Origin of the sequence: Paraburkholderia sp. SIMBA_027, assembly GCF_046535315.1 — a bacterium.
GTDB lineage: Bacteria > Pseudomonadota > Gammaproteobacteria > Burkholderiales > Burkholderiaceae > Paraburkholderia > Paraburkholderia tropica.
In genome coordinates, this window is the sequence record NZ_JAWRWY010000005.1 from 169,920 (window position 1) to 190,227 (window position 20,308).

Below are 20,308 nucleotides of genomic sequence, written 5' to 3' on the forward strand. Positions count from 1 at the left end.
GCGGCGAGATAAACGCGGCGCGCAAATAGAAAAAGCCGCTGACCTTGTGGGTCAGCGGCTTTCGCATTTGGTGGCGAATCAGGGATTCGAACCCCGGACCTGCGGATTATGATTCCGTCGCTCTAACCGGCTGAGCTAATTCGCCTAAGAAGAAAGATTATGCGGGCGGCCCTGAGGTCTGTCAAGCGCTATCTTCAACTTTTTTCGAGACCGCCGGGCCGGGGCTAAATCGACCGGATCGACACAGAATCAATCCTGCGAGTAGATATCCGAGTCCTTCGTCTCCTTCACGAACAGCATGCCGATCACGAAGGTCGCCAGCGCGATGATGATCGGATACCAGAGGCCCGAGTAGATATCGCCTCGCGCCGCCACGATCGCGAACGCCGTTGCGGGCAGGAAGCCGCCGAACCAGCCATTGCCGATGTGATAGGGCAGCGACATCGACGTATAGCGGATGCGCGTCGGGAACATCTCCACCAGCATCGCCGCAATCGGCCCGTACACCATCGTCACGAAGATCACGAGGATGGTCAGGATCACCACGCTCATCGGCCAGTTGAGTTGCGCCGGGTCGGCCTTGAGCGGATAGCCCGCACTCTTCAATGCGCCCGAGAGCGTCTTGTCGAACGCCGCGCCGGCCTCCTTCGCGCCAGGCGCCTTGCCGTCGAAAGTGTCGATGGTCGTGTCGCCCACCTTGATCTGCGCGAGCGTGCCCGCCGGTGCGGCCACGTTCGAGTAGTTCAGGCCGGCCTTCGAGAGCGCGCTCTTGGCGATGTCACACGAACTCGTGAACTTCGAGGTGCCGACCGGGTTGAACTGGAACGAGCACTCGTCGGGGTTCGCGATCACGACGATCGGCGCGCGCGCCGTGGCCGCTTCGAGCGCCGGATTCGCGTAGTGCGTGAGCGCCTTGAAGAGCGGGAAGTAGGTCAGCGCGGCGATCAGGCAGCCGGCCATGATGATCGGCTTGCGGCCGATCTTGTCCGACAGCGAGCCGAAGAACAGGAAGAACGGCGTGCCGATCAGCAGCGCCAGCGCGATCAGGATGTTGGCGCTCGCGCCGTCGACCTTGAGCGTCTGCGTGAGGAAGAACAGCGCGTAGAACTGGCCCGTGTACCAGACCACGGCCTGGCCCGCCGTCACGCCGATCAGCGCGAGGATCACGACCTTGAGGTTCTTCCACTGGCCGAACGCTTCCGAGAGCGGCGCCTTCGAGATCTTGCCTTCGGCCTTGATGCGCTTGAACGCCGGCGATTCGTCGAGTTGCAGACGGATCCAGACCGAGACCGCGAGCAGCAGGATCGACGCGACGAACGGCACGCGCCAGGCCCAGGCGCCGAACGCTTCCTCGCCCACGGCGGTACGCACGCCGAGGATCACGAGCAGCGAGAGGAACAGGCCGAGCGTGGCGGTCGTCTGGATCCAGGCAGTGTAGAAGCCGCGGCGTCCGGGCGGCGCGTGTTCGGCGACGTAGGTCGCCGCGCCGCCGTACTCGCCGCCGAGCGCGAGGCCCTGCAACAGACGCATGAGGATGAAGATCACCGGCGCCGCAATGCCGATCGACGCATAGCCTGGCAGGAAGCCGACCACGAAAGTCGACAGACCCATGATGACGATGGTGACGAGGAACGTGTGCTTGCGGCCGACGAGGTCGCCCAGACGCCCGAACACGATCGCGCCGAACGGACGCACGGCGAAGCCCGCCGCGAAGCCGAGCAGCGTGAAGATGAAGCCCGCCGTGGGGTTCACGCCCGAGAAGAAGCTTTTGCTGATGAAGGCCGCGAGCGAGCCGGCCAGATAGAAGTCGTACCACTCGAACACGGTGCCGAGGGACGACGCGAAGATCACGCGTTTTTCGTCCTTGGTCATCGGCGCGTGCGAGACTTGTCCGCCAACGGTTGCCATAGATGTCTCCAGTATTGATATGCGTGTGGGGCCGCCCCGCAGACGCGGGCGCGGTGGTCCTGCGATGCATTATTCGAACGGAAACTTACGGGGTTCTGACGAGGGAGCGGGCTGCGCGAGTGGGCTGATCTGGTGGGTGTGGTGTGATAACGTCGCCCAAGATCGTCCAATTTTTATTCAACGTAACTCTAAATTCGTCAAATCGATTTTCCATGCGTGCTCTCGCCGCGTGCCGCTAAGGGAAAGTCCCAGCCAGCCTGACGCCCAGGATTTCACCTGATGCCGTCAGTTTCGGCGTCGTAATCGACGTTCAGGCCGCGCCGCGCATCGCGAGCGTCACACGCACGAGCGTCCCCGCGAGGCGCGGCGAGTCCTGATAGACGTTGTCGCCGATAGTGAGCGCGCCGCCGTGCATCGTCACGATTTCACGCACGATCGCGAGGCCGAGGCCGCTGCCGTCGCCGTCGCGCCCGAGGATGCGATAGAAGCGCTCGAGTACGCGCTCGCGCTCGGCCGCCGGAATGCCGATGCCGGTGTCCTCCACCTCCAGATGCACGGCGCGCGCCGCCGGTTCGGGCCGCACGCGCACGGTGATGCGCCCGCCCGCGGGCGTGTAGCGGATCGCGTTGTCGATCAGGTTCGAGAGCATTTCGCGCAGCATCACCGGATTGCCGTCGACGAGCACGGGTGCTTGATCCGCGGCGATGTCCGCTTCGCTGTCCTGTGTGCCGGGGTCCGTTTCACGCTCATCCGCGCCGGGATTGTCGGGGCCTTCGTAGCCCAGATCCATGTGCTTGGCGAGCGCGGGCTGCACCCAGTCGCGCACCGCGAGCCGCGCCGCCTCGGCGATATCGACGGGCTGGAAAATCTGCCCCGTCATGCGGTTTTCGGCGCGCGCGAGCGCGAGCAACTGCGTGACGAGCCGCGCGGCGTGCTCCGAACTCGTCGCGATCTGTTCGAGCGAGCGATGCACCTCGGCGGGCGCCTCGTGGCGCAGCGCGAGTTCGGCTTGCGTGCGCAGGCCCGCGAGCGGCGTTTTCATCTGATGCGCGGCGTCGGCGATAAAGCGCTTTTGCAGCTGCATGTTCTGTTCGAGGCGCGTGAGCAGGTCGTTGAACGAGGTCACGAGCGGCTCGATTTCGGGCGGCGCGCGGCGCGCTTCGAGCGGCGAAAGATCGTCGGGACGGCGCGTGCGCATGTTCGACTGCAGCGCGTGCAGCGGCGCGAGGCCGCGCGAGAGCCCGAACCAGACCAGCAGGATCGCGAGCGGCAGAATCACGAACTGCGGCAGGATCACGCCCTTGATGATGTCGTTGGCGAGCGCCCGGCGCTTGTCGAGCGTTTCGGCGACCTGAACCAGCACGGGCTGCCCGCCGCTCAGATGCGCGGGTTCGACCGTCGTATAGGCGACGCGGATGTCGATGCCGTGCAGCGTGTCGTCGCGGAACTCGACGAGGCCGGGCGGCGGCCGGTCGTCGTCGTGCGGCAGCGGCATCTCGCGGTCGCCGGCGACGAGTTCGCCGCGCGTGCCGAGCACCTGGTAATAGACGCTGTCGACGTTATCGGCGCGCAGGAAGTCGCGCGTGGAGTCGGGCAGCGAGAGTTCGGCGACGCCGTTGACCGGATGGATCTGGCGCGCAAGCACGTAGGCGTCGGTTTCGAGCGCGCGGTCGAACGGCCCGTTGGCGATCGATTTCGCGACCAGATACGTCACCGCGATGCTCATCGGCCAGAGCAGCAGCAGCGGCGCGAGCATCCAGTCGAGAATCTCGCCGAACAGCGAGCGCGGACGCTTGTCGCCGGCGTCGGCGGATTCGGCTTCGTCGGGCGGGGCGAACGGATTGGCGTAGCGGGCGTCGCGCGCGGCGTCGTCGAGCGTGTCGTCGTTGGCGGCGGTCGTCGAGCGTGGCGAGGCGTCCGGCGGCGTGCCGTCGGTGGACGCGGAGCGCGCGGGCCCGGCCATGATGGCGCCCGCTTACTTGTAGTAGTGGCTGGCGGGCATCGCGGGCGCCGCCGTCGATGCGCCGGCCGTACTGGTTGCGTTCGCCGCGCCCGCGTCCTTCGCGCCGTTCGCTTCTTTCTCGAGGCAGTAGCCGAGGCCGCGCACCGTCACGATGCGCACGCCGCCCGCTTCGAGCTTCTTGCGCAGGCGGTGCACGTAGACCTCGATCGCGTTGTTGCTCACTTCCTCGCCCCATTCGCACAGGTGATCGACGAGCTGTTCCTTCGAGACGAGCCGCCCGAGCCGTTGCAGCAGCACTTCGAGCACGCCGAGTTCGCGCGCCGACAGATCGAGCACCTGCTCGTTGATGCGCGCGACGCGCCCGACCTGATCGAAGGCGAGCGCGCCGTGGCGCACGACGGTCGGGCCGCCGCCCGCGCCGCGCCGCGTGAGTGCGCGCACGCGCGCTTCGAGCTCGTTGAGCGCGAAGGGCTTGGCCATGTAGTCGTCGGCGCCGAGGTCGAGTCCTTTGACGCGTTCATCGACGCTGTCGGCGGCCGTGAGGATCAGGACGGGGAGGTTGGAATTGCGCGCGCGCAAACGGCGCAGCACTTCGAGGCCCGTCATTCTGGGCAGGCCGAGGTCGAGGATCAGCAGGTCGAACGACTGCATCGACAAGGCCGTATCGGCGTCCACGCCGGTCGGCACGTGATCGACGGCATAGCCCGATTGGCGGAGTGATCGGACCAGACCATCCGCGAGTATGCTGTCGTCTTCGGCAATGAGAATTCGCATGATGCGCCTGCGTCGAGTCAGGCATCGCCGCGCCTGTGCCATCTCGCACGAGGGGCGGGCGGCGCGCGGCGGTCTCCTGGTCAATTTGCGGTTCAGGCGGGCGCGTACGAAAAAGCGTGCGAAAACGCGCTTGCCAAAACCACTGTTTTTTTATACAGTGTCTGCGTTCATGCGTGTGTGTGCAAAAGCACGCCCGCATCGTCACGAGACGCCGTTCATCATAGCAAAGGACGATTCATGGAAGATAGCAAGAAAGGCTCGGCTGGGCTGACTGCTGAAAAGGGCAAGGCGCTGGCCGCTGCGCTCGCGCAGATCGAAAAGCAGTTCGGCAAAGGGTCGATCATGCGACTCGGCGACGGCGATGCGGTCGAAAACATTCAGGTGGTGTCCACCGGCTCGCTCGGTCTCGACATCGCGCTCGGCGTCGGCGGCCTGCCGCGCGGCCGTGTGGTCGAAATCTACGGTCCGGAATCGTCGGGTAAGACCACGCTCACGCTGCAGGTGATCGCAGAGCTGCAAAAGCTCGGCGGCACGGCGGCGTTCATCGACGCGGAACACGCGCTCGACGTTCAGTACGCCGCGAAGCTCGGCGTGAACGTGCCGGAACTGCTCATCTCGCAGCCGGACACGGGCGAACAGGCGCTCGAAATCACCGACGCGCTGGTGCGCTCGGGCTCGATCGACATGATCGTCATCGACTCGGTCGCGGCACTCGTGCCGAAGGCTGAAATCGAAGGCGAAATGGGCGACTCGCTGCCGGGTCTGCAGGCACGTCTGATGTCGCAGGCGCTGCGCAAGCTCACCGGCACGATCAAGAAGACGAACTGCATGGTGATCTTCATTAACCAGATTCGTATGAAGATCGGCGTGATGTTCGGCAATCCGGAAACCACCACCGGTGGTAACGCGCTGAAGTTCTACTCGTCGGTGCGTCTGGACATTCGCCGTATCGGTTCGATCAAGAAGAACGACGAAGTCATCGGCAGCGAAACGCGCGTGAAGGTCGTCAAGAACAAGGTCTCGCCGCCGTTCCGCGAAGCCGTGTTCGACATTCTCTACGGCGAAGGCATCTCGCGTCAGGGCGAAATCATCGACCTGGGCGTGCAGGCCAAGATCGTCGACAAGGCAGGTGCGTGGTACAGCTATAACGGCGAACGCATTGGTCAGGGCAAGGACAACGCACGCGAATTCCTGCGCGAAAACGCAGACATCGCCCGCGAGATTGAAAACCGCATCCGCGAATCGCTTGGCGTGAACGCCATGCCGGACGGTGTTGCCGACACCGGCGAAGTCGAAATCGCAGACGAAGAATAAGTTCTGAATCGGGCCCCGAAAGAGTGGCACGACTGTGATGCGCAAGCGCGGGTTCGCCTCGGCGCCGTCTGAGGCCGCGAAGGCTTCGTCCTCGACTTCGAGCGAGGCGGAGCATCTGCGTGAAGCCAGCGGTGGTGCGCGGGGCGCGAATCGGCGCTCCCTTTCCGCGTTCGGGTCTGCTTCTGGATCTGCGTCCGGATCCGCCCCTGATCATTCCGGCGAGTCCGCCCGCGTTTCATCTGGTACTACCTCGCAAAGCCGCGACGCCCATTCGGGCGATCGCGGCTTTGTGCATTCCGAGCCTCAGCTTTTGTCCCATTCTTCCACGCCCGATCTCGACGACGAAGGCGGCGCGGTGTTCGAAGTGCCGTTCGAGGCATTTTTCGACGCGCCCGTCGATGCCGGCAGCGCTAACGCTTCCTCGTCGCCATCGTCTGAACCGACCGCTGTGCGCCGCGCCTCCGCACCCGAATCCGCATCTGACTCCCTATTGGATTCCGAACCGCGCCGCGCGCCGCGCGCGGCCAGGCAGTCGTTCGCTCGTCCCGCCGTCCGCCGCGACGAAGTCGACGAGCGCGAATCGTTCGACGCGCACGACAGGGCGCGCGCGGTAGAAAAAGCGCTCGAAGACGGCGGTGACGGCTACGAGCGCACGTCCACGATGCGCGCCGCACGCAAGGCCAACGCCGCCGCCAACAGTCGCCAGCGCCCCGAGCGCTCGCTCAAGGGCCGCGCGCTCGGCTACCTTTCGCGTCGCGAGTACAGCCGGGCGGAACTCTCGCGCAAGCTCATGGCGTACACCGACAACGCCGATGAACTAGAGGCACTCCTCGACACGCTCGAACGCGACGGCTGGCTCTCCGACGCGCGCTTCGCCGAAAGCGTCGTTTATCGCCGGGCCTCGCGGGTCGGCGCGGGACGCATCGTCAGCGAACTCAAACGTCATGCGGTGGGCGAGGAACTCATCGAGGAAGTGAGCACGCAGTTGCGCGAGACGGAACTTGTGCGCGCCCGCGCCGTCTGGAAGAAGAAGTACGGCCAGTTGCCCGAGACGCCCGCCGAGCGCGCGCGTCAGGCGCGTTTTCTCGCCGCGCGCGGTTTTTCGATGTCGATCATCGGCAAAATTCTCAAAGGCATTGAAGACAGCTTCGAGGACGGCTTCGACGGCGATTAGCCGGAAAATTGAACCGCCTGGCTCAAAAATAGCTTGATATCCGGGGCGCATGGGGCGGGCGAGATCGCTGCTGTCTCAAATACCCGGTATGCTAAACTCGAGAAGTTTTCCAATCCGGTCTTACCAACGCATGCCGCTTCCCCCGCCAGCGCCCCGTCAGTTGCGTCATCAGCGCGCGATCAGGGCGGTCGCCTATGAGCGCGAGGACGGTCTGTGGGACATCGACGCGTGTCTGACGGATCATAAGTCACGCGACGTGCCGCTTGCATCCGGTGTCCGGCCCAACGGTTTGCCGATCCATGAACTCTGGCTCCGCATCACGATCGATCGCAAGCTCAATGTCGTCGACGCTCACGCGTCGTCCGACTGGGTGCCTTACGACGGTCAGTGCCAGAACGCCAATCCCGCCTATCGGGCCCTTATCGGGCTCAACCTCCTCCAGAACTTCCGCCGCGAAGCGGGCCGGCTCCTCGCCGGCACGGCTGGCTGCACGCATCTCACCGAAATGTTGGGCGTGTTGCCGACGGCCGCTATCCAGGCGTTTGTCGGAGCAGTGTGGGATTCTTCTAACGGTTCTCCGGGCGAAGCGTCCGGACCGGAATTCGGCAAGACCGCCGACGGCGAAGCCGCCGGCGAACAACCGCCTTTCCAGCTCGGCCGCTGCCACGCGCTGCGGTTCGACGGTGAAGCGGTCAAGCAGTTTTATCCGCGCTGGTATGGACACGTGCCGCGTTCGAAAGAGCGCGGCGCGGATGTCGCCAGCGTGCGCGAAGACCTGGGCCCGGGCCGAGAGGGCAAGGCCGACGCCGTCGCGCATGAATAACAACAGCGGAAACGAAGTTCACTCCAACTCTCAGACTGAAGGGAATCACGCATGAAGATTCACGAGTACCAGGGTAAGGAAATCCTCCGGAAGTTCGGCGTCGCGGTACCGCGCGGCACGCCGGTTTTCTCGGTGGATGACGCGGTCAAGGCCGCTGAAGAGCTGGGCGGTCCGGTGTGGGTCGTCAAGGCCCAGATTCACGCGGGCGGCCGCGGCAAGGGCGGCGGCGTGAAGGTTGCCAAGACGCTGGATCAAGTGCGCGAATACGCGAGCCAGATCCTCGGCATGCAACTGGTCACGCACCAGACCGGTCCGGAAGGCCAGAAGGTCAACCGTCTGCTGATCGAAGAAGGCGCCGACATCAAGCAGGAACTGTATGTCAGCCTCGTCGTCGATCGCGTCTCGCAGAAGATCGTGCTGATGGGTTCGAGCGAAGGCGGCATGGACATTGAGGAAGTGGCCGAGAAGCATCCGGAGCTCATCCACAAGGTCATCGTCGATCCGAACACGGGCCTGCTCGATGCACAAGCCGACGACCTCGCCGCGAAGATCGGCGTGCCGGCTGCGTCGATTCCGCAAGCTCGCGTGATCCTGCAAGGCCTGTACAAGGCATTCTGGGAAACCGACGCGTCGCTGGCCGAAATCAACCCGCTGAACGTGTCGAGCAACGGCACGGTCACCGCACTCGACGCCAAGTTCAACTTCGATTCGAACGCGCTCTTCCGTCATCCGGAAATCGTCGCTTACCGCGACCTGGACGAAGAAGATCCGGCTGAAATCGAAGCGTCGAAGTTCGACCTCGCCTACATCTCGCTCGACGGCAACATCGGCTGTCTGGTGAACGGCGCGGGCCTCGCGATGGCCACGATGGACACGATCAAGCTGTTCGGCGGCGAACCGGCGAACTTCCTCGACGTGGGCGGCGGCGCGACGACCGAGAAGGTCACGGAAGCGTTCAAGCTCATGCTGACGAATCCGGGCCTGAAGGCGATCCTCGTGAACATCTTCGGCGGCATCATGCGCTGCGACGTGATCGCGGAAGGCGTGATCGCTGCATCGAAGGCCGTTGACCTGAAGGTGCCGCTCGTCGTGCGCATGAAGGGCACGAACGAGGACCTCGGCAAGAAGATGCTGGCCGACTCGGGCCTGCCGATCATCTCGGCGGACAGCATGGAAGAGGCCGCGCAGAAGGTTGTCGCGGCTGCCGAAGGCAAGTAATTTTCACCGGATACGAATGGCGTGCGTGCCGGCGCGAATTCCGCATCCGTGCGGAAGACGCGACGCATCGCGCCAAGCGAACAGAGGTCAATACATGTCGATTCTGATTAACAAAGACACCAAGGTCATCACGCAGGGCATCACCGGCAAGACCGGTCAGTTCCACACCCGTGCCTGCCGTGAATACGCCAACGGCCGCGAAGCATTTGTCGCGGGCGTGAACCCGAAGAAGGCCGGCGAAGACTTCGAAGGCATTCCCATCTACGCGAACGTGCGCGATGCGAAGGAAGCCACGGGCGCGACCGTGTCGGTCATTTACGTGCCGCCCGCGGGCGCAGCCGCAGCGATCTGGGAAGCCGTCGAGGCCGACCTCGATCTCGCGATCTGCATCACGGAAGGCATTCCCGTGCGCGACATGATCGAAGTGAAGGACCGTATGCGCCGCGAAGGCCGCAAGACGCTGCTCCTCGGCCCGAACTGCCCCGGCACGATCACGCCGGACGAGCTGAAGATCGGCATCATGCCGGGTCACATCCACCGCAAGGGCCGCATCGGCGTCGTGTCGCGTTCGGGCACGCTGACGTACGAAGCGGTTGCGCAGCTGACGGCACTCGGCCTCGGCCAGTCGTCGGCAGTCGGTATTGGCGGCGACCCGATCAACGGTCTGAAGCACATCGACGTCATGAAGATGTTCAACGACGATCCGGATACGGACGCCGTGATCATGATCGGCGAAATCGGCGGTCCGGACGAAGCCACGGCAGCCGAGTGGATCAAGGGCAACATGAAGAAGCCGGTCGTCGGCTTCATCGCGGGCGTCACGGCGCCCCCGGGCAAGCGCATGGGCCACGCCGGCGCGCTGATCTCGGGCGGTGCGGATACGGCCGAAGCGAAGCTGGAAATCATGGACGCGTGCGGCATCAAGGTCACGCGCAACCCGTCGGAAATGGGCCGTCTGCTGAAGTCGGTGCTGTAATTTGCAGATAACGCGGCGTCGTGCGCATCACGTATGCGCGGGGCGCTGGCGTTTTTTGCTATGCTTGCGGAATCCTTTCACGAGGTTTCCGAACAGAAGCGAGGGAGCCAGTCATGGCTGCCTCGCTTTTTTATTTGGCGTGCGTCTTTGCGGCGCGCGCAGCTTAACTTCCCGCATTCATGCTCGAGTTCTTCACGACGCTCCACTGGGGCGCTGTCATCCAGATCATCGTCATCGACATTCTGCTCGGTGGCGACAACGCCGTCGTGATCGCGCTGGCGTGCCGCGATCTGCCCGCGCAGCAGCGTCTGCGCGGCATTCTTTGGGGCACCGTCGGCGCGATCGCGCTGCGCGTCGTGCTGATCGCCTTCGCGGTCGTGCTGCTCAACGTGCCGCTGCTCAAGTTTACGGGCGGCCTGCTGCTGCTGTGGATCGGCGTGCGCCTGCTCGCGCCGTCGCATCTCGAACATGCCGACGTGAAGCCCTCCGACAAGCTGCTCGGCGCGATCAAGACCATCATCGTCGCCGATGCGGTGATGAGCCTCGACAACGTCGTGGCCATCGCGGGCGCGGCCGAAGCCGCCGATCCGCGTCATCGCATCGCGCTAGTGGTGTTCGGGCTGATGGTCAGCATTCCGCTGATCGTCTGGGGCAGCCAGCTCGTGCTCAAACTGCTCGACCGCTATCCGGTGATCGTCACGCTGGGCGCGGCGCTGCTCGGCTGGATCGCGGGCGGGCTGATCGTCAACGATCCGGCCGGCGACCGCTGGCCGCTGCTCGATACGCCGCTCGCCGAGTACGGCATGTGCGTGGCGGGCGCGGTGTTCGTGGTGGTGCTCGGCCATGTGCTCAGGCGTCGCAACGCGCGGCGCGCGCAGGGCTCGCATTGAGAATGGGGCGAAGGCGTGCGCTGCGTCCGTCGGCTGATGCTGGCAACCGCCGCTGACATTCATCGCTGACATCACTCGCTGACAGCGCGCACCGACAGCGCCGCGCCTAAGCCATCTGGCCGACTGCCCCGCGCGAGGTCTCGCCGATACGATCGAAACGCCTGTTCACCCTCTGGTGGCGGGCGTTTCCCGTTTCAGGAGCCCTGACGATGATCGTTTCCCTGCTTGCCTCGACGGCCTTCGCGCGCAACGCGCCGGCCACCCGCCCATTCGCGCCATTCATGCCGGTCGCGCCCATCACGCGGCTCGCGCGCCTCATCCGCTTCGTACGCACCTGCGCCGCGCGCGGTTTCACGCTCATCGAACTGATGATCGTGCTCGCGATCGTCGGCGTGATCGCGGCGTATGCGATTCCCGCCTATCAGGACTATCTCGCGCGCAGCCGCGTGGGCGAGGGCCTCGCGCTCGCGGCCGCGGCGCGCCTCGCGGTGGCGGAGAACGCCGCGAGCGGCAACGCCTTCGACGCCGGTTATACGGCGCCGCCGGGCACGCGCAACGTGACTTCGGTGCTGGTGGACGAGGCAACCGGGCAGATCACCGTGAGCTTCACCACGCGCATCGCACCCGACGGCAGCAACACGCTTGTGCTCGTGCCTTCGGTGCCCGACAACGCGGAAGCGCCCACGGCGCGCGTGGCGCTCGCGCAAGGCACCGTGCAGGGCGGCACGCTCACGTGGGAATGTTTCGCGGGCGGCAAGACGGCTTCGTCGCTCGGTGAGCCGGGCGCGGGGCCGGCGCCGTCTGAAGCGGCCACGCTGCCAGGCAAGCTCGCACCGCCCGAATGCCGCGCATGAGACTTGCGCCGGTGAGGCGCCGGTGCGAGCGAAAAACGTGAGCGGGCAACCGTGCCTGCGGGCATGAATCGACCTTGCCTGCGACTTTGCTTGCAACTTTACTTGTGACTCCGCGTGCGAACCCGCACGCACGCGGGCGGCATTTGCTTCGACGCCGCCCGCACAGGGAGGGAAAAGTTTTGTATAGTGCGCCGGTTGCTGACGCCCCCGATCCCCATGCCTTCTCCATTTGCGCGCTACCTTACGTTCGTCTTGCTGGCTCTCGCGTTGACGCTGCCTTATGCGGTCGTCAACCACACCTATCCGATCCCGACGTTCTATGCCGAATTCACCGCGCTGGCGCTCTACCTGCTGGTAGGCGCGGGCGTCTGGCTGCTGGTGCGCTCCGCGCGGCCGGCCGTCGACTTCGCCGTGCCCATGGTGGCGCTGGTGCCGCTCGGCTTCGGCTTGCTGCTCGCCGTGCAGACCGCGGTGCTGCACCTCGCGCAACCGTCGATGAACTGGCTCGGCGTCGGCTATCTGCTCGCGGCCTTCATGGCCACGCTCGCGGGCTACAGCATCACGCGCGTTGGCCTTGCGCGCACGGCGGTGGTGTGGGGTTCCTGGGCGCTCGTGATCGGCGGCCTGTTCTCGGTGTTCTGCCAGGTCATCCAGTTGCTGCATCTGGAAACCAAGGTCACGCCGCTTGTCGTCGCCTATAACGTGCAGTTCCAGCGTCGGCCGTTCGGCAACATGGCGCAGGCCAATCACCTCGCCACCTATATTTCCTTCGCGATGGCCGCGGCGCTCTATCTCGTGCAGACGCGTCGTCTGAACGTGCTGCTGTGGGGCGTGCTCTCGGCGATCTACGCGGGCGGTCTCGCGCTCACGGTGTCGCGTGGACCGTGGCTACAGATGGCGGTGATCGTGGTGGCGGGGCTCTGGATGGCGTTGTCGGCGTCGCGCGGCGTGCGTGGCGAAGACGGCTCGGCGAGCCTGAAGGGCGGCGCGCGCGCGTGGCTCGTGCCGGTCGTGCTGGCGGTCATCTTCGTCGGCATGAACGCGTTCGTGCGCTGGGCCAACGTGCACTATCAGCTGCAACTCGACCAGTCGGCCGCCGACCGCATGAAGGACGCGAGCCAGATCGCGCCGCGTCTCGCGCTGTGGCACTACGGCCTCGCGATGTTCAAGGCGCATCCGCTGCTGGGCGTGGGCTGGGGCGATTTCCCGATCCACCAGTTCGAACTCGCCCGCACGCTGGGCGGCGTCGAGATCGCCAATAACTCGCACGACATCTTCATTGACCTGCTTGCGAAGACCGGCGTGGTGGGCTGCGGGATCGTCGTGATCGGGCTGCTGGCGTGGTTCGTGCGCTCGCTGCTCGCGCCGCATACGCCCGAGCGCATTTTCGGCTTCATGCTGATCGGCGCGCTCGTCATGCATGCGCTCGTCGAATATCCGCAGCAGTACATGTTCTTCCTGCTGCCCGCGATGTTCGTGTTCGGTCTGTTCGAAACGAAGCGGCTGCGTGCCGTGCCGCCGCCGGTCGTGATGGGTGTGTATTCGGTGATCGTGTTCGGCGGCATTGCGTCGCTGTGGCCGGTGATGCGCGATTACAACCGCTCCGAAGTGCTTTACTACGGCTCGCACCCGGCGCAGCAATACGCCGATGAACCGTCGCACCTGTTCAGCGCGTGGGGCGATTACGGCATGGCCACGCTCATGCCGATGAACGCCGCCGATCTGCCCGCGAAGCTCGCGGCGCATCAGCGTGCGATCGCGCTGCTGCCGGGCGAGACGGTGCTGCGCCGCTATGCGGTGTTGCAGGCGCTCGACGGCAATACGGAAGGTGCGTTCGACACGGTGGAGCGGCTGAAGATTTTCGCGCAGGAACTGCACGACTGGCCGACGCAACTGGCCGCGCTCTACAGTCTCTGCGAAAACGAACCCACGCTCGATGGCTTCAAGGCGGCGCTGCTGAAGAAGTACGGCAAGCCGCCGGCGTCCGCGACAGAGGACGACGACGATTCGGACGATTAAGCGATTCGTCCTGTAGTGGGAGAGAAAAGCGGCGGACTTGGGTTCGCCGCTTTTTTTTCGTCGATCAGCGGGCGAGCGGCTGAGCGACCCAATCCCCCGACTTCCCCCCATGCTTTTCGAGCACGCGCACATCGGTGATCGTCATGCCGCGGTCGACGGCCTTGCACATGTCATAAACCGTCAGCAGCCCGACCTGCACGGCGGTCAGCGCTTCCATCTCGACTCCGGTGCGGCCGAAGGTTTCGACCTGCGCCGTGCAGTGCACGCCAGGCAGCGATTCATCAAGCGCGAAGTCGACCTTGACGCGCGTGATCGCGAGCGGATGGCACAGCGGGATCAGATCGGCGGTGCGCTTCGCGCCCTGGATCGCGGCGATGCGCGCGACGCCGATCACGTCGCCTTTTTTGGCGTTGCCGTCGCGCACGAGCGCGAACGTCGCGGGCAGCATGCGGATCGTGCCGCTCGCCACGGCGATGCGTTGGGTCTCGGCCTTGCCGCCGACGTCGACCATGTGGGCGTCGCCTGCGGCGTCGAAATGCGTGAGTTCGGACATGGTGGGCTCCTGGCTGCATGACGCCGGCGACGCGTGCCGGCGCGGCTGGCCAATAACGTGCGCGCAAGACCGGCGCGCAAAACGTGCGATGAAGAAGGGCGCTTATCTTAGCAGCGCGGGCGCGGCACGATGCGCCATGCCGTGCTTTGATGCGCGTGGAGGTGCCCGCGTCATCGCGGCCGCGAGGGCGGAATCGCGTGCCGGGCCGGGCTACAATCGGCGCGTGGCTGGCTGACTGTCGCGCCAGCGTCCGCTTTGCACGCCTGCTTTGCGACCCTGCTTTGCGACCCTGCTTTGCGACCCTGCTTTGCGACCCTGCTTTGCGACCTTCAGATCGATGCCCCTGAAACGGCTCCTGGCTGTCTGGCTGTGCGTCTCGCTCGCGGTTCCGCCGCAGGCGTCGGCGTCGGGCGCGCAAGCGTCGTCGACAGGCGGCTCGCCGCCCGCCGCGGTGCTCGATCTGCGTGCGGCCGACATCGCGCGTTCCACAGTGTCCACCACCGCGCCCGCATCCGCATCCGCTTCCAGCGCCACCTCCGCCGCACGCCCCACGACCAACCTGACGCTCGCGCCCAACGCGCCGGCGCTCGTCAGCGGCCCGCTCGACGACGCGGGCGACGTCGCCTTACCCGCCTCGATTGCACAGGGCGTCTTCGGCACCTACGGCGGCGCGCAGTCGCGCTTCGGCGAAGTCGGCTCGACGCATCCGTCGGGCCCCGGCGTCTACGGCAGTTCGAGTGTGCGCCCGGCCGCCTGGGTCCCGCAACTGCCCGATCTCGGCGATGGCTCGGGCGGCGCGCTCACGCCGCAAGCCGAACGGCGCGTGGGCGTGCGCGTCATGCGCGATATCCGTCGCGATCCCGACTACATCGGCGACTGGCTCGTGCTCGATTATCTGAACGCGGTGGCGGAGCGGCTTGCGGCATCGGCGTCGGCGCAATTCATCGGCGGTTATCGGCCCGACTTCGAGATCTTCGCGATGCGTGATTACCAGATCAACGCGTTTTCACTGCCGGGCGGTTTCATCGGCGTGAACTCGGGCTTGATCATCGCGACGCAGACCGAATCCGAGCTGGCCTCGGTGCTCGGTCACGAGATGGGCCACGTGCTGCAGCGGCACATCGCGCGCATGCTCACGCAGAGCGAGCACAGCGGTTACGCGGCGCTCGCGGGCGTGCTGCTCGGCATTCTCGCGGGCGTGCTCGCGCATAGCGGCGACCTCGGCAGCGCGATCGCGCTCGGCGGCGAAGCCTATGCCGTCGACAGCCAGTTGCGCTTCTCGCGCGCAGCCGAGCACGAGGCGGACCGCGTCGGCTTCCAGTTGCTCGGCGGCGCGGGCTACGACACGTGGGGCATGGTGGCGTTCTTCGAGCGGCTCGAACGCGCGTCGATGAGCGAGGCGGGCGTGCCCGCCTATGCGCGTACGCATCCGCTGACTGGCGAGCGCATCGCCGACATGGAGGACCGCGCGCGCCGCGCGCCTTACCGGCAGCCGCGTCAGGCGCCCGAGTACGGTTTCGTGCGGGCGCGCGTGCGGGTGTTGCAGGACCGCTCGCGTCACGAATATCTCGATGAGATCGCGCGTCTGCGTGCCGAAATCGACGACCGCACGGCGCTCAACGTGGCCGCGAACTGGTACGGGATCGCCGTCGCGCAGACGCTGCTCGAAAGTTACGACGATGCCGCGCAGTCGCTTGCCACGGCGCGCGCGGCGTTCGTGCGCTTCGAGGCCGCCGAGGGCAACGATCGCGGCAAGCCGCGCAGCTCGCCGAGTCTCGACGTGCTCGCCGCCGAGATCGCGCGCCGCGCGGGCCGCACCGACGAGGCCATCCGCCTCGCGCAGGCCGCGCACGCGGCGTGGCCCGCGTCACACGCGGCGACCGACGGCTTGCTGCAGGCGCTGATCGCGTCTCGGCGCTTCCAGGACGCGCAGACGCTCGCGCGCGCCGAGACGCAGAGCGAGCCGCGTCAGGCCGCCTGGTGGCAGTACCTCGCGCAGGCGAGCGCGGGCAGCGGCGATGCGTTGACCCAACGGCGCGCGCTGGCCGAGAAGTTCGCGCTGGACGGCGCGTGGCCGTCGGCGATCCGGCAGTTGAAGGAGGCGCGCGACATGAAGTCGGTCGGCTTCTACGATCTGTCGACGATCGACGCGCGCCTGCACGACTTCGAGGCGCGCTACAAGGAGGAGCGCGCGGAGGAGAAGGACAGCAAGATCTGAACGCGCGCGCCTATTGGGCGGCGCGGGCGGCTTGTTCCGCGTGCTCGGGACTCGGGACGAAGGCGAAACGCGACGGCACGTCTACGCGCGCGATGGCTTGCAGCGGCAGCGCGGCGTCGGCGCGCCAGTGGAAGGTGCCGCTCTGGCCGTCGTCGGCGAGCGTGGCGTGTTCGGCGAACAGGCCGAGATCGTGATCGTGTAGCAGCGCCACGCGTGCCACGCCGCCGTGGAGGTTCGCATCGGCGGCATCGGCGAACAGCACGCTGCCGTTTTCGTCGATGAACGCCGCCACGGGCGTGAACGCGTGACCGGTGTGGTCGGTGAGCGCGAGCGTGCCGTTCGCATCGGGAACGGCCGAGTCGGGAACGCTCGCGAGACGCACCACCCACGGCGCGTATTCCTGCTCGACGTAGACGCATTGCGGGCCGTTCTGGAAGAACCACTGGCCCTGGTCGTCGCGCTCGTAATTGCGGTTGATGAAGGCAATCAGCGCTTCGTGGCGGATCGGCGTGCCGGGCGCGCCGGCGGCCTGCTCGGCCTCGTCGCGCAGGCGCCAGTGGCCGCGCGCATCGAGGCGCAGCCAGCCGGTGCAACTGGGAACGTTGGGCCAGCGCGCGAGCGCCTGTTTGACGATGTCATCCATGAGCGTGGGACGCCGCGCGCGACGCCGGCAGATACGGTGAAAGATAACCGGTCACGCGTTGCGCGAGCCACTGGCTGCGGCCCGGAAACGGGCCCGTCATGAAGCCGACATGGCCGCCGCGTTCGGGCTGGTCGAGCTCGACGGCGTCGCTGACTTCGTGGCGCGCGGGCAGCACGTGGCCGGGCAGGAACGGGTCGTTGCGCGCGTTCAGCAGGAGCGTCGGCACGGTGATTTCGCCGAGCTTCGGACGCACCGTCGCCTGGGTCCAGTAGTCGTGCGCGTCGCGAAAGCCGTGCAGCGGCGCGGTGACCACGCCGTCGAATTCGTACATGTTGCGGCAGGCGAGCAGGGCGTCGGCGTCGAACAGGCCCGGAAACTGGTCGAGCTTCTGGAGCGCCTTCACCTTGAGCGTCTTGAGGAAGCTGCGCGTGTAGATCATGCCGAAGCCGCTCGCGAGCATCTTGCCGCCCGCATGCACGTCGAGCGGCGCGGAAATCGCGGCGGCGGCGCGGACGATGCGCGCGTCCTCGCGCTGTTGCGCGAGCCAGTGCAACAGCACGTTGCCTCCGAGCGAGACGCCCGCCGCGACGAGCGGTCCGGCGTGGCGCGCGGCGAGGCGGCGCAGCACCCAGTCGACTTCGGCGGCGTCGGCGAGATGGTAGAAGCGCGGCAGCAGGTTCATCGGCCCGCTGCAGCTGCGAAAGTGCGGAATCACAGCGTGCCAGCCGTGCGCGTGTGCCTCGGCCGCGAGCGCGCGCGCGTAGTGCGAGCCGGAGCCGCCTTCGAGGCCGTGGAACAGGACGAAAAGGGGGGCGTGCGCGCCGGCGCTGGCGGGGGCATCGACCCAGTCGAGTTCGATGAAGTCGCCGTCGGGCGTATCCCAGCGCTCTCGCCGGTAGGCCGGCGTGGGCAGGCGCGAGAACAGCGCGGGAACGATGGTTTCGATATGGGGGCCCGCAAGCCAGAACGGCGCGCGGTAACTCGAGGGGAGCATGCCGTTCAGGGCCGTGACGGCCGCATTGCTGGCCGCGTCGTAGTTCGCCGCTTCATCGCCGGTGGTGCTCATGGCCTTCCCCTTCTTTCGACTGCTGCTTTCTTTTGCCGCTTTTGTCCGCTCTTTTTCGCTCTTTTTCGCTTATCGGGGCCGCTTGTCTGGCCTCAATGCCGGTCGACGCCGGTTGTCGTTCGAGCGCGCCCGAACTCGCGCGAGACTGCATGCTGCTCGCCCGTTTCACGGCACCCGCGCGACCCGGCCTCGCCGGATCGGCTCAGTGCAGTGCGCCCTGACCGTGGCGCAGTTTCGCGGAGAACTGGCTCGCGGCGTCGTCGGGCATCCGGCTCGCGTGAATGTGCGCGATGCGCCACTCGCCGCGTTCGTGCACCATCACGTAGGTCGTGAACACCATCGCCGGGATCGCGTTCGGATCGACCGGACGATGCGCTTCCACGATCGCGTAGACCACGGTGCCGAGGCTGTCGTAGACGCGGATGTCGAGCGGTTCGATCGACACCGGCGCGGCTTCCAGCTCCGCCGCGAGGCCCGCGCGGATGTCCGGCAGACCGTGCAGATGCGCGCCCTCGGCGGTAATGCAGCTCACGAACTCCTCGTCGATCCACAGGCCCATCAACGCGTCGATGTTGACCTCGGCGACAGCCTGGTAGTAGGCGTTGAGCGTGTCAGCGGCGGCTTCGAAGATGTGGGCAAAACGTGGCATGGCTCGTTGATCTGATGCGCTTCACGCGCGGGTTGGCGTTGGCTTCGACGCGCCGCGCGCACCGGCGCAATACCTGAATTGGGCGCGCCGGCGGGGCGCGGCGTCGGTGGCGTGCCGCACACACGCTGCGCGTTGCGCCCGAGGCGAACGCGGCGCGGGGCTCAGCGCTGGGCGACCAGCATGCCGCGCAAATCGTCGAAGACCTGTTCGGGGCTCAGTTCGCGCAGGCAGTTCAGATGCCCGAGCGGACACTCGCGCGCAAAGCAGGGGCTGCAATCGAGATGCAGCCATTGTACCTTTGCGAGCTCGGACAAGGGCGGCGTGTGGCGCGGATCCGTCGAACCGTAGATCGCCACCAGCGGGCGGCGCAGCGCGGCGGCCACGTGCATCAGACCCGAATCGTTGGTGACGACGGCGCTGGCGCGCGAGATCAGCGCGCAGGCCTCGCCGAGCGCCGTCTGGCCGCACAGATTGCGGACATTCGGCGCCTGGTCGGCGATCGCCTGTGCGAGCGGCGAGTCCTTGGGCGAGCCGAGCGCGATGATCTGCGTGTACGGGAACGACTGGCCGACCATGCGCGCGAGCGCCGCGAAATGCTCGGGCGGCCAGCGCTTGGCGGGGCCGTATTCCGCGCCGGGGCAGAACACCAGCAGCGGCACGCGCGTATCCAGATTGAAACGCGCGGAAACCCGCGAGGCTTCGTTCGGATCCGATTCCAGGCGCGGCAGCGGCAGATCGTCGGGCGGATTCGCGCCGGGCGCGTAAGCGAGCGCCGCGTAGTGCTTGACCATCGGCGGGCGCGTGTCCTTGGGCGGATTCGCGTGGCGCACGTTCAGGAAGCCGTAGCGGCTCTCGCCCGTGTAGCCGATGCGCAGCGGAATGTTCGCGAGCCACGGGATCAGCGAGGACTTGAGCGAATTCGGCAGCACGTAGGCGACGTCGTAGCGCTCCGCGCGCAGATCGCCCGCGAGCTGCCAGCGGCGCAGCATCTGGAGCTTGCCGTGGGCGAGGTCGGTGGCGTAGACGTCGCGGATCTCGGGCATACGCTCGAGTACGGGCGCAACCCAGGTAGGCGCAAGCGCATCGATCTGAATGCGCGGGTGCAGTTTTACGAGCCGCGAAAAGAGCGGCTGCGCCATCAGTGCGTCACCGATCCAGTTCGGTGCGATTACCAGCGCGCGGCGCATCGGGAGTCAGAGTCCGGAAATTACAAAGGCTGCGAGCGCGGGCCGTGCCGATCGAAACCGGCAAACGGGCCAGGCGCGC

17 protein-coding genes and 1 tRNA gene are annotated in these 20,308 nt (G+C 66.3%); 9 read left to right on the top strand and 9 right to left on the bottom strand.

Annotation, left to right across the window (positions count from 1 at the left end; genetic code table 11):
- Positions 1-68: 68 nt before the first annotated feature.
- The 4 genes from SB764_RS11120 to SB764_RS11135 form a co-directional block, all read right to left on the bottom strand.
- Positions 69-145, bottom strand: a tRNA-Met gene (locus SB764_RS11120).
- Positions 146-249: 104 nt separating this feature from the next.
- Entirely contained in the window at positions 250-1,908 is a 1,659-nt protein-coding gene (locus SB764_RS11125) for an MFS transporter (protein ID WP_065059320.1), read from the bottom strand.
- 310 nt (positions 1,909-2,218) lie between these two features.
- A complete protein-coding gene (locus SB764_RS11130; RefSeq protein ID WP_410863564.1) occupies positions 2,219-3,871 on the bottom strand; it encodes a sensor histidine kinase N-terminal domain-containing protein in 1,653 nt (550 codons plus the stop codon).
- A 12-nt stretch (positions 3,872-3,883) separates the two neighbouring features.
- The gene (locus tag SB764_RS11135) at positions 3,884-4,645 is read right to left on the bottom strand and encodes a response regulator transcription factor (RefSeq protein ID WP_065059318.1); all 762 of its coding nucleotides are present in this window, start codon (positions 4,643-4,645) and stop codon (positions 3,884-3,886) included.
- 237 nt (positions 4,646-4,882) lie between these two features.
- Here SB764_RS11135 and recA point away from each other — a divergent pair, with 237 nt between their 5' ends.
- The 8 genes from recA (at position 4,883) to SB764_RS11175 (ending at position 13,913) form a co-directional block, all read left to right on the top strand.
- Positions 4,883-5,959: a recombinase RecA gene (recA, locus tag SB764_RS11140; protein ID WP_065059317.1), complete on the top strand. Its 1,077-nt coding sequence runs from the start codon at positions 4,883-4,885 to the stop codon at positions 5,957-5,959.
- Between the two features lie 310 nt (positions 5,960-6,269).
- A complete protein-coding gene (gene recX / locus SB764_RS11145; protein WP_260400158.1) occupies positions 6,270-7,133 on the top strand; it encodes a recombination regulator RecX in 864 nt (287 codons plus the stop codon).
- A 130-nt stretch (positions 7,134-7,263) separates the two neighbouring features.
- Positions 7,264-7,956, top strand: coding sequence for a DUF2889 domain-containing protein (locus SB764_RS11150; RefSeq protein WP_065059316.1), 693 nt, complete (start codon positions 7,264-7,266; stop codon positions 7,954-7,956).
- A 51-nt stretch (positions 7,957-8,007) separates the two neighbouring features.
- Positions 8,008-9,174: an ADP-forming succinate--CoA ligase subunit beta gene (gene sucC / locus SB764_RS11155; RefSeq protein ID WP_065059315.1), complete on the top strand. Its 1,167-nt coding sequence runs from the start codon at positions 8,008-8,010 to the stop codon at positions 9,172-9,174.
- Between the two features lie 94 nt (positions 9,175-9,268).
- Positions 9,269-10,150, top strand: a complete 882-nt coding sequence (gene sucD / locus SB764_RS11160; RefSeq protein ID WP_065059314.1) for a succinate--CoA ligase subunit alpha — start codon at positions 9,269-9,271, stop codon at positions 10,148-10,150.
- A gap of 179 nt (positions 10,151-10,329) precedes the next feature.
- On the top strand, positions 10,330-11,040 hold the full coding sequence (locus tag SB764_RS11165) for a TerC family protein (RefSeq protein ID WP_065059313.1): 711 nt from the start codon (positions 10,330-10,332) through the stop codon (positions 11,038-11,040).
- A 281-nt stretch (positions 11,041-11,321) separates the two neighbouring features.
- Positions 11,322-11,894, top strand: coding sequence for a pilin (locus SB764_RS11170; RefSeq protein WP_321902473.1), 573 nt, complete (start codon positions 11,322-11,324; stop codon positions 11,892-11,894).
- A 216-nt stretch (positions 11,895-12,110) separates the two neighbouring features.
- Entirely contained in the window at positions 12,111-13,913 is a 1,803-nt protein-coding gene (locus tag SB764_RS11175; RefSeq protein WP_410863567.1) for a PglL family O-oligosaccharyltransferase, read from the top strand.
- A 64-nt stretch (positions 13,914-13,977) separates the two neighbouring features.
- Here SB764_RS11175 and moaC read toward each other — a convergent pair whose 3' ends face one another.
- Positions 13,978-14,466, bottom strand: coding sequence for a cyclic pyranopterin monophosphate synthase MoaC (moaC, locus tag SB764_RS11180; protein WP_110328844.1), 489 nt, complete (start codon positions 14,464-14,466; stop codon positions 13,978-13,980).
- A gap of 337 nt (positions 14,467-14,803) precedes the next feature.
- Between moaC and SB764_RS11185 the strand changes: the two genes are divergently transcribed.
- The gene (locus SB764_RS11185; RefSeq protein ID WP_410863568.1) at positions 14,804-16,684 is read left to right on the top strand and encodes a M48 family metalloprotease; all 1,881 of its coding nucleotides are present in this window, start codon (positions 14,804-14,806) and stop codon (positions 16,682-16,684) included.
- A 10-nt stretch (positions 16,685-16,694) separates the two neighbouring features.
- Here SB764_RS11185 and SB764_RS11190 read toward each other — a convergent pair whose 3' ends face one another.
- The 4 genes from SB764_RS11190 to waaF form a co-directional block, all read right to left on the bottom strand.
- Positions 16,695-17,327, bottom strand: coding sequence for a DUF2946 family protein (locus tag SB764_RS11190; RefSeq protein WP_410863570.1), 633 nt, complete (start codon positions 17,325-17,327; stop codon positions 16,695-16,697).
- A complete protein-coding gene (locus tag SB764_RS11195) occupies positions 17,320-18,393 on the bottom strand; it encodes a hydrolase (RefSeq protein WP_074986751.1) in 1,074 nt (357 codons plus the stop codon). The genes SB764_RS11190 and SB764_RS11195 overlap by 8 nt, the downstream gene beginning before the upstream one ends.
- 202 nt (positions 18,394-18,595) lie before the next feature.
- Positions 18,596-19,042 (bottom strand): nuclear transport factor 2 family protein, encoded by a 447-nt coding sequence (locus tag SB764_RS11200; RefSeq protein ID WP_065059308.1) that lies wholly within the window; start codon positions 19,040-19,042, stop codon positions 18,596-18,598.
- A gap of 161 nt (positions 19,043-19,203) precedes the next feature.
- Positions 19,204-20,229 carry a lipopolysaccharide heptosyltransferase II gene (waaF, locus tag SB764_RS11205; protein WP_074986750.1) on the bottom strand — a complete coding sequence of 342 codons (1,026 nt, stop codon included), beginning with the start codon at positions 20,227-20,229 and terminating at the stop codon, positions 19,204-19,206.
- Positions 20,230-20,308: the final 79 nt, after the last annotated feature.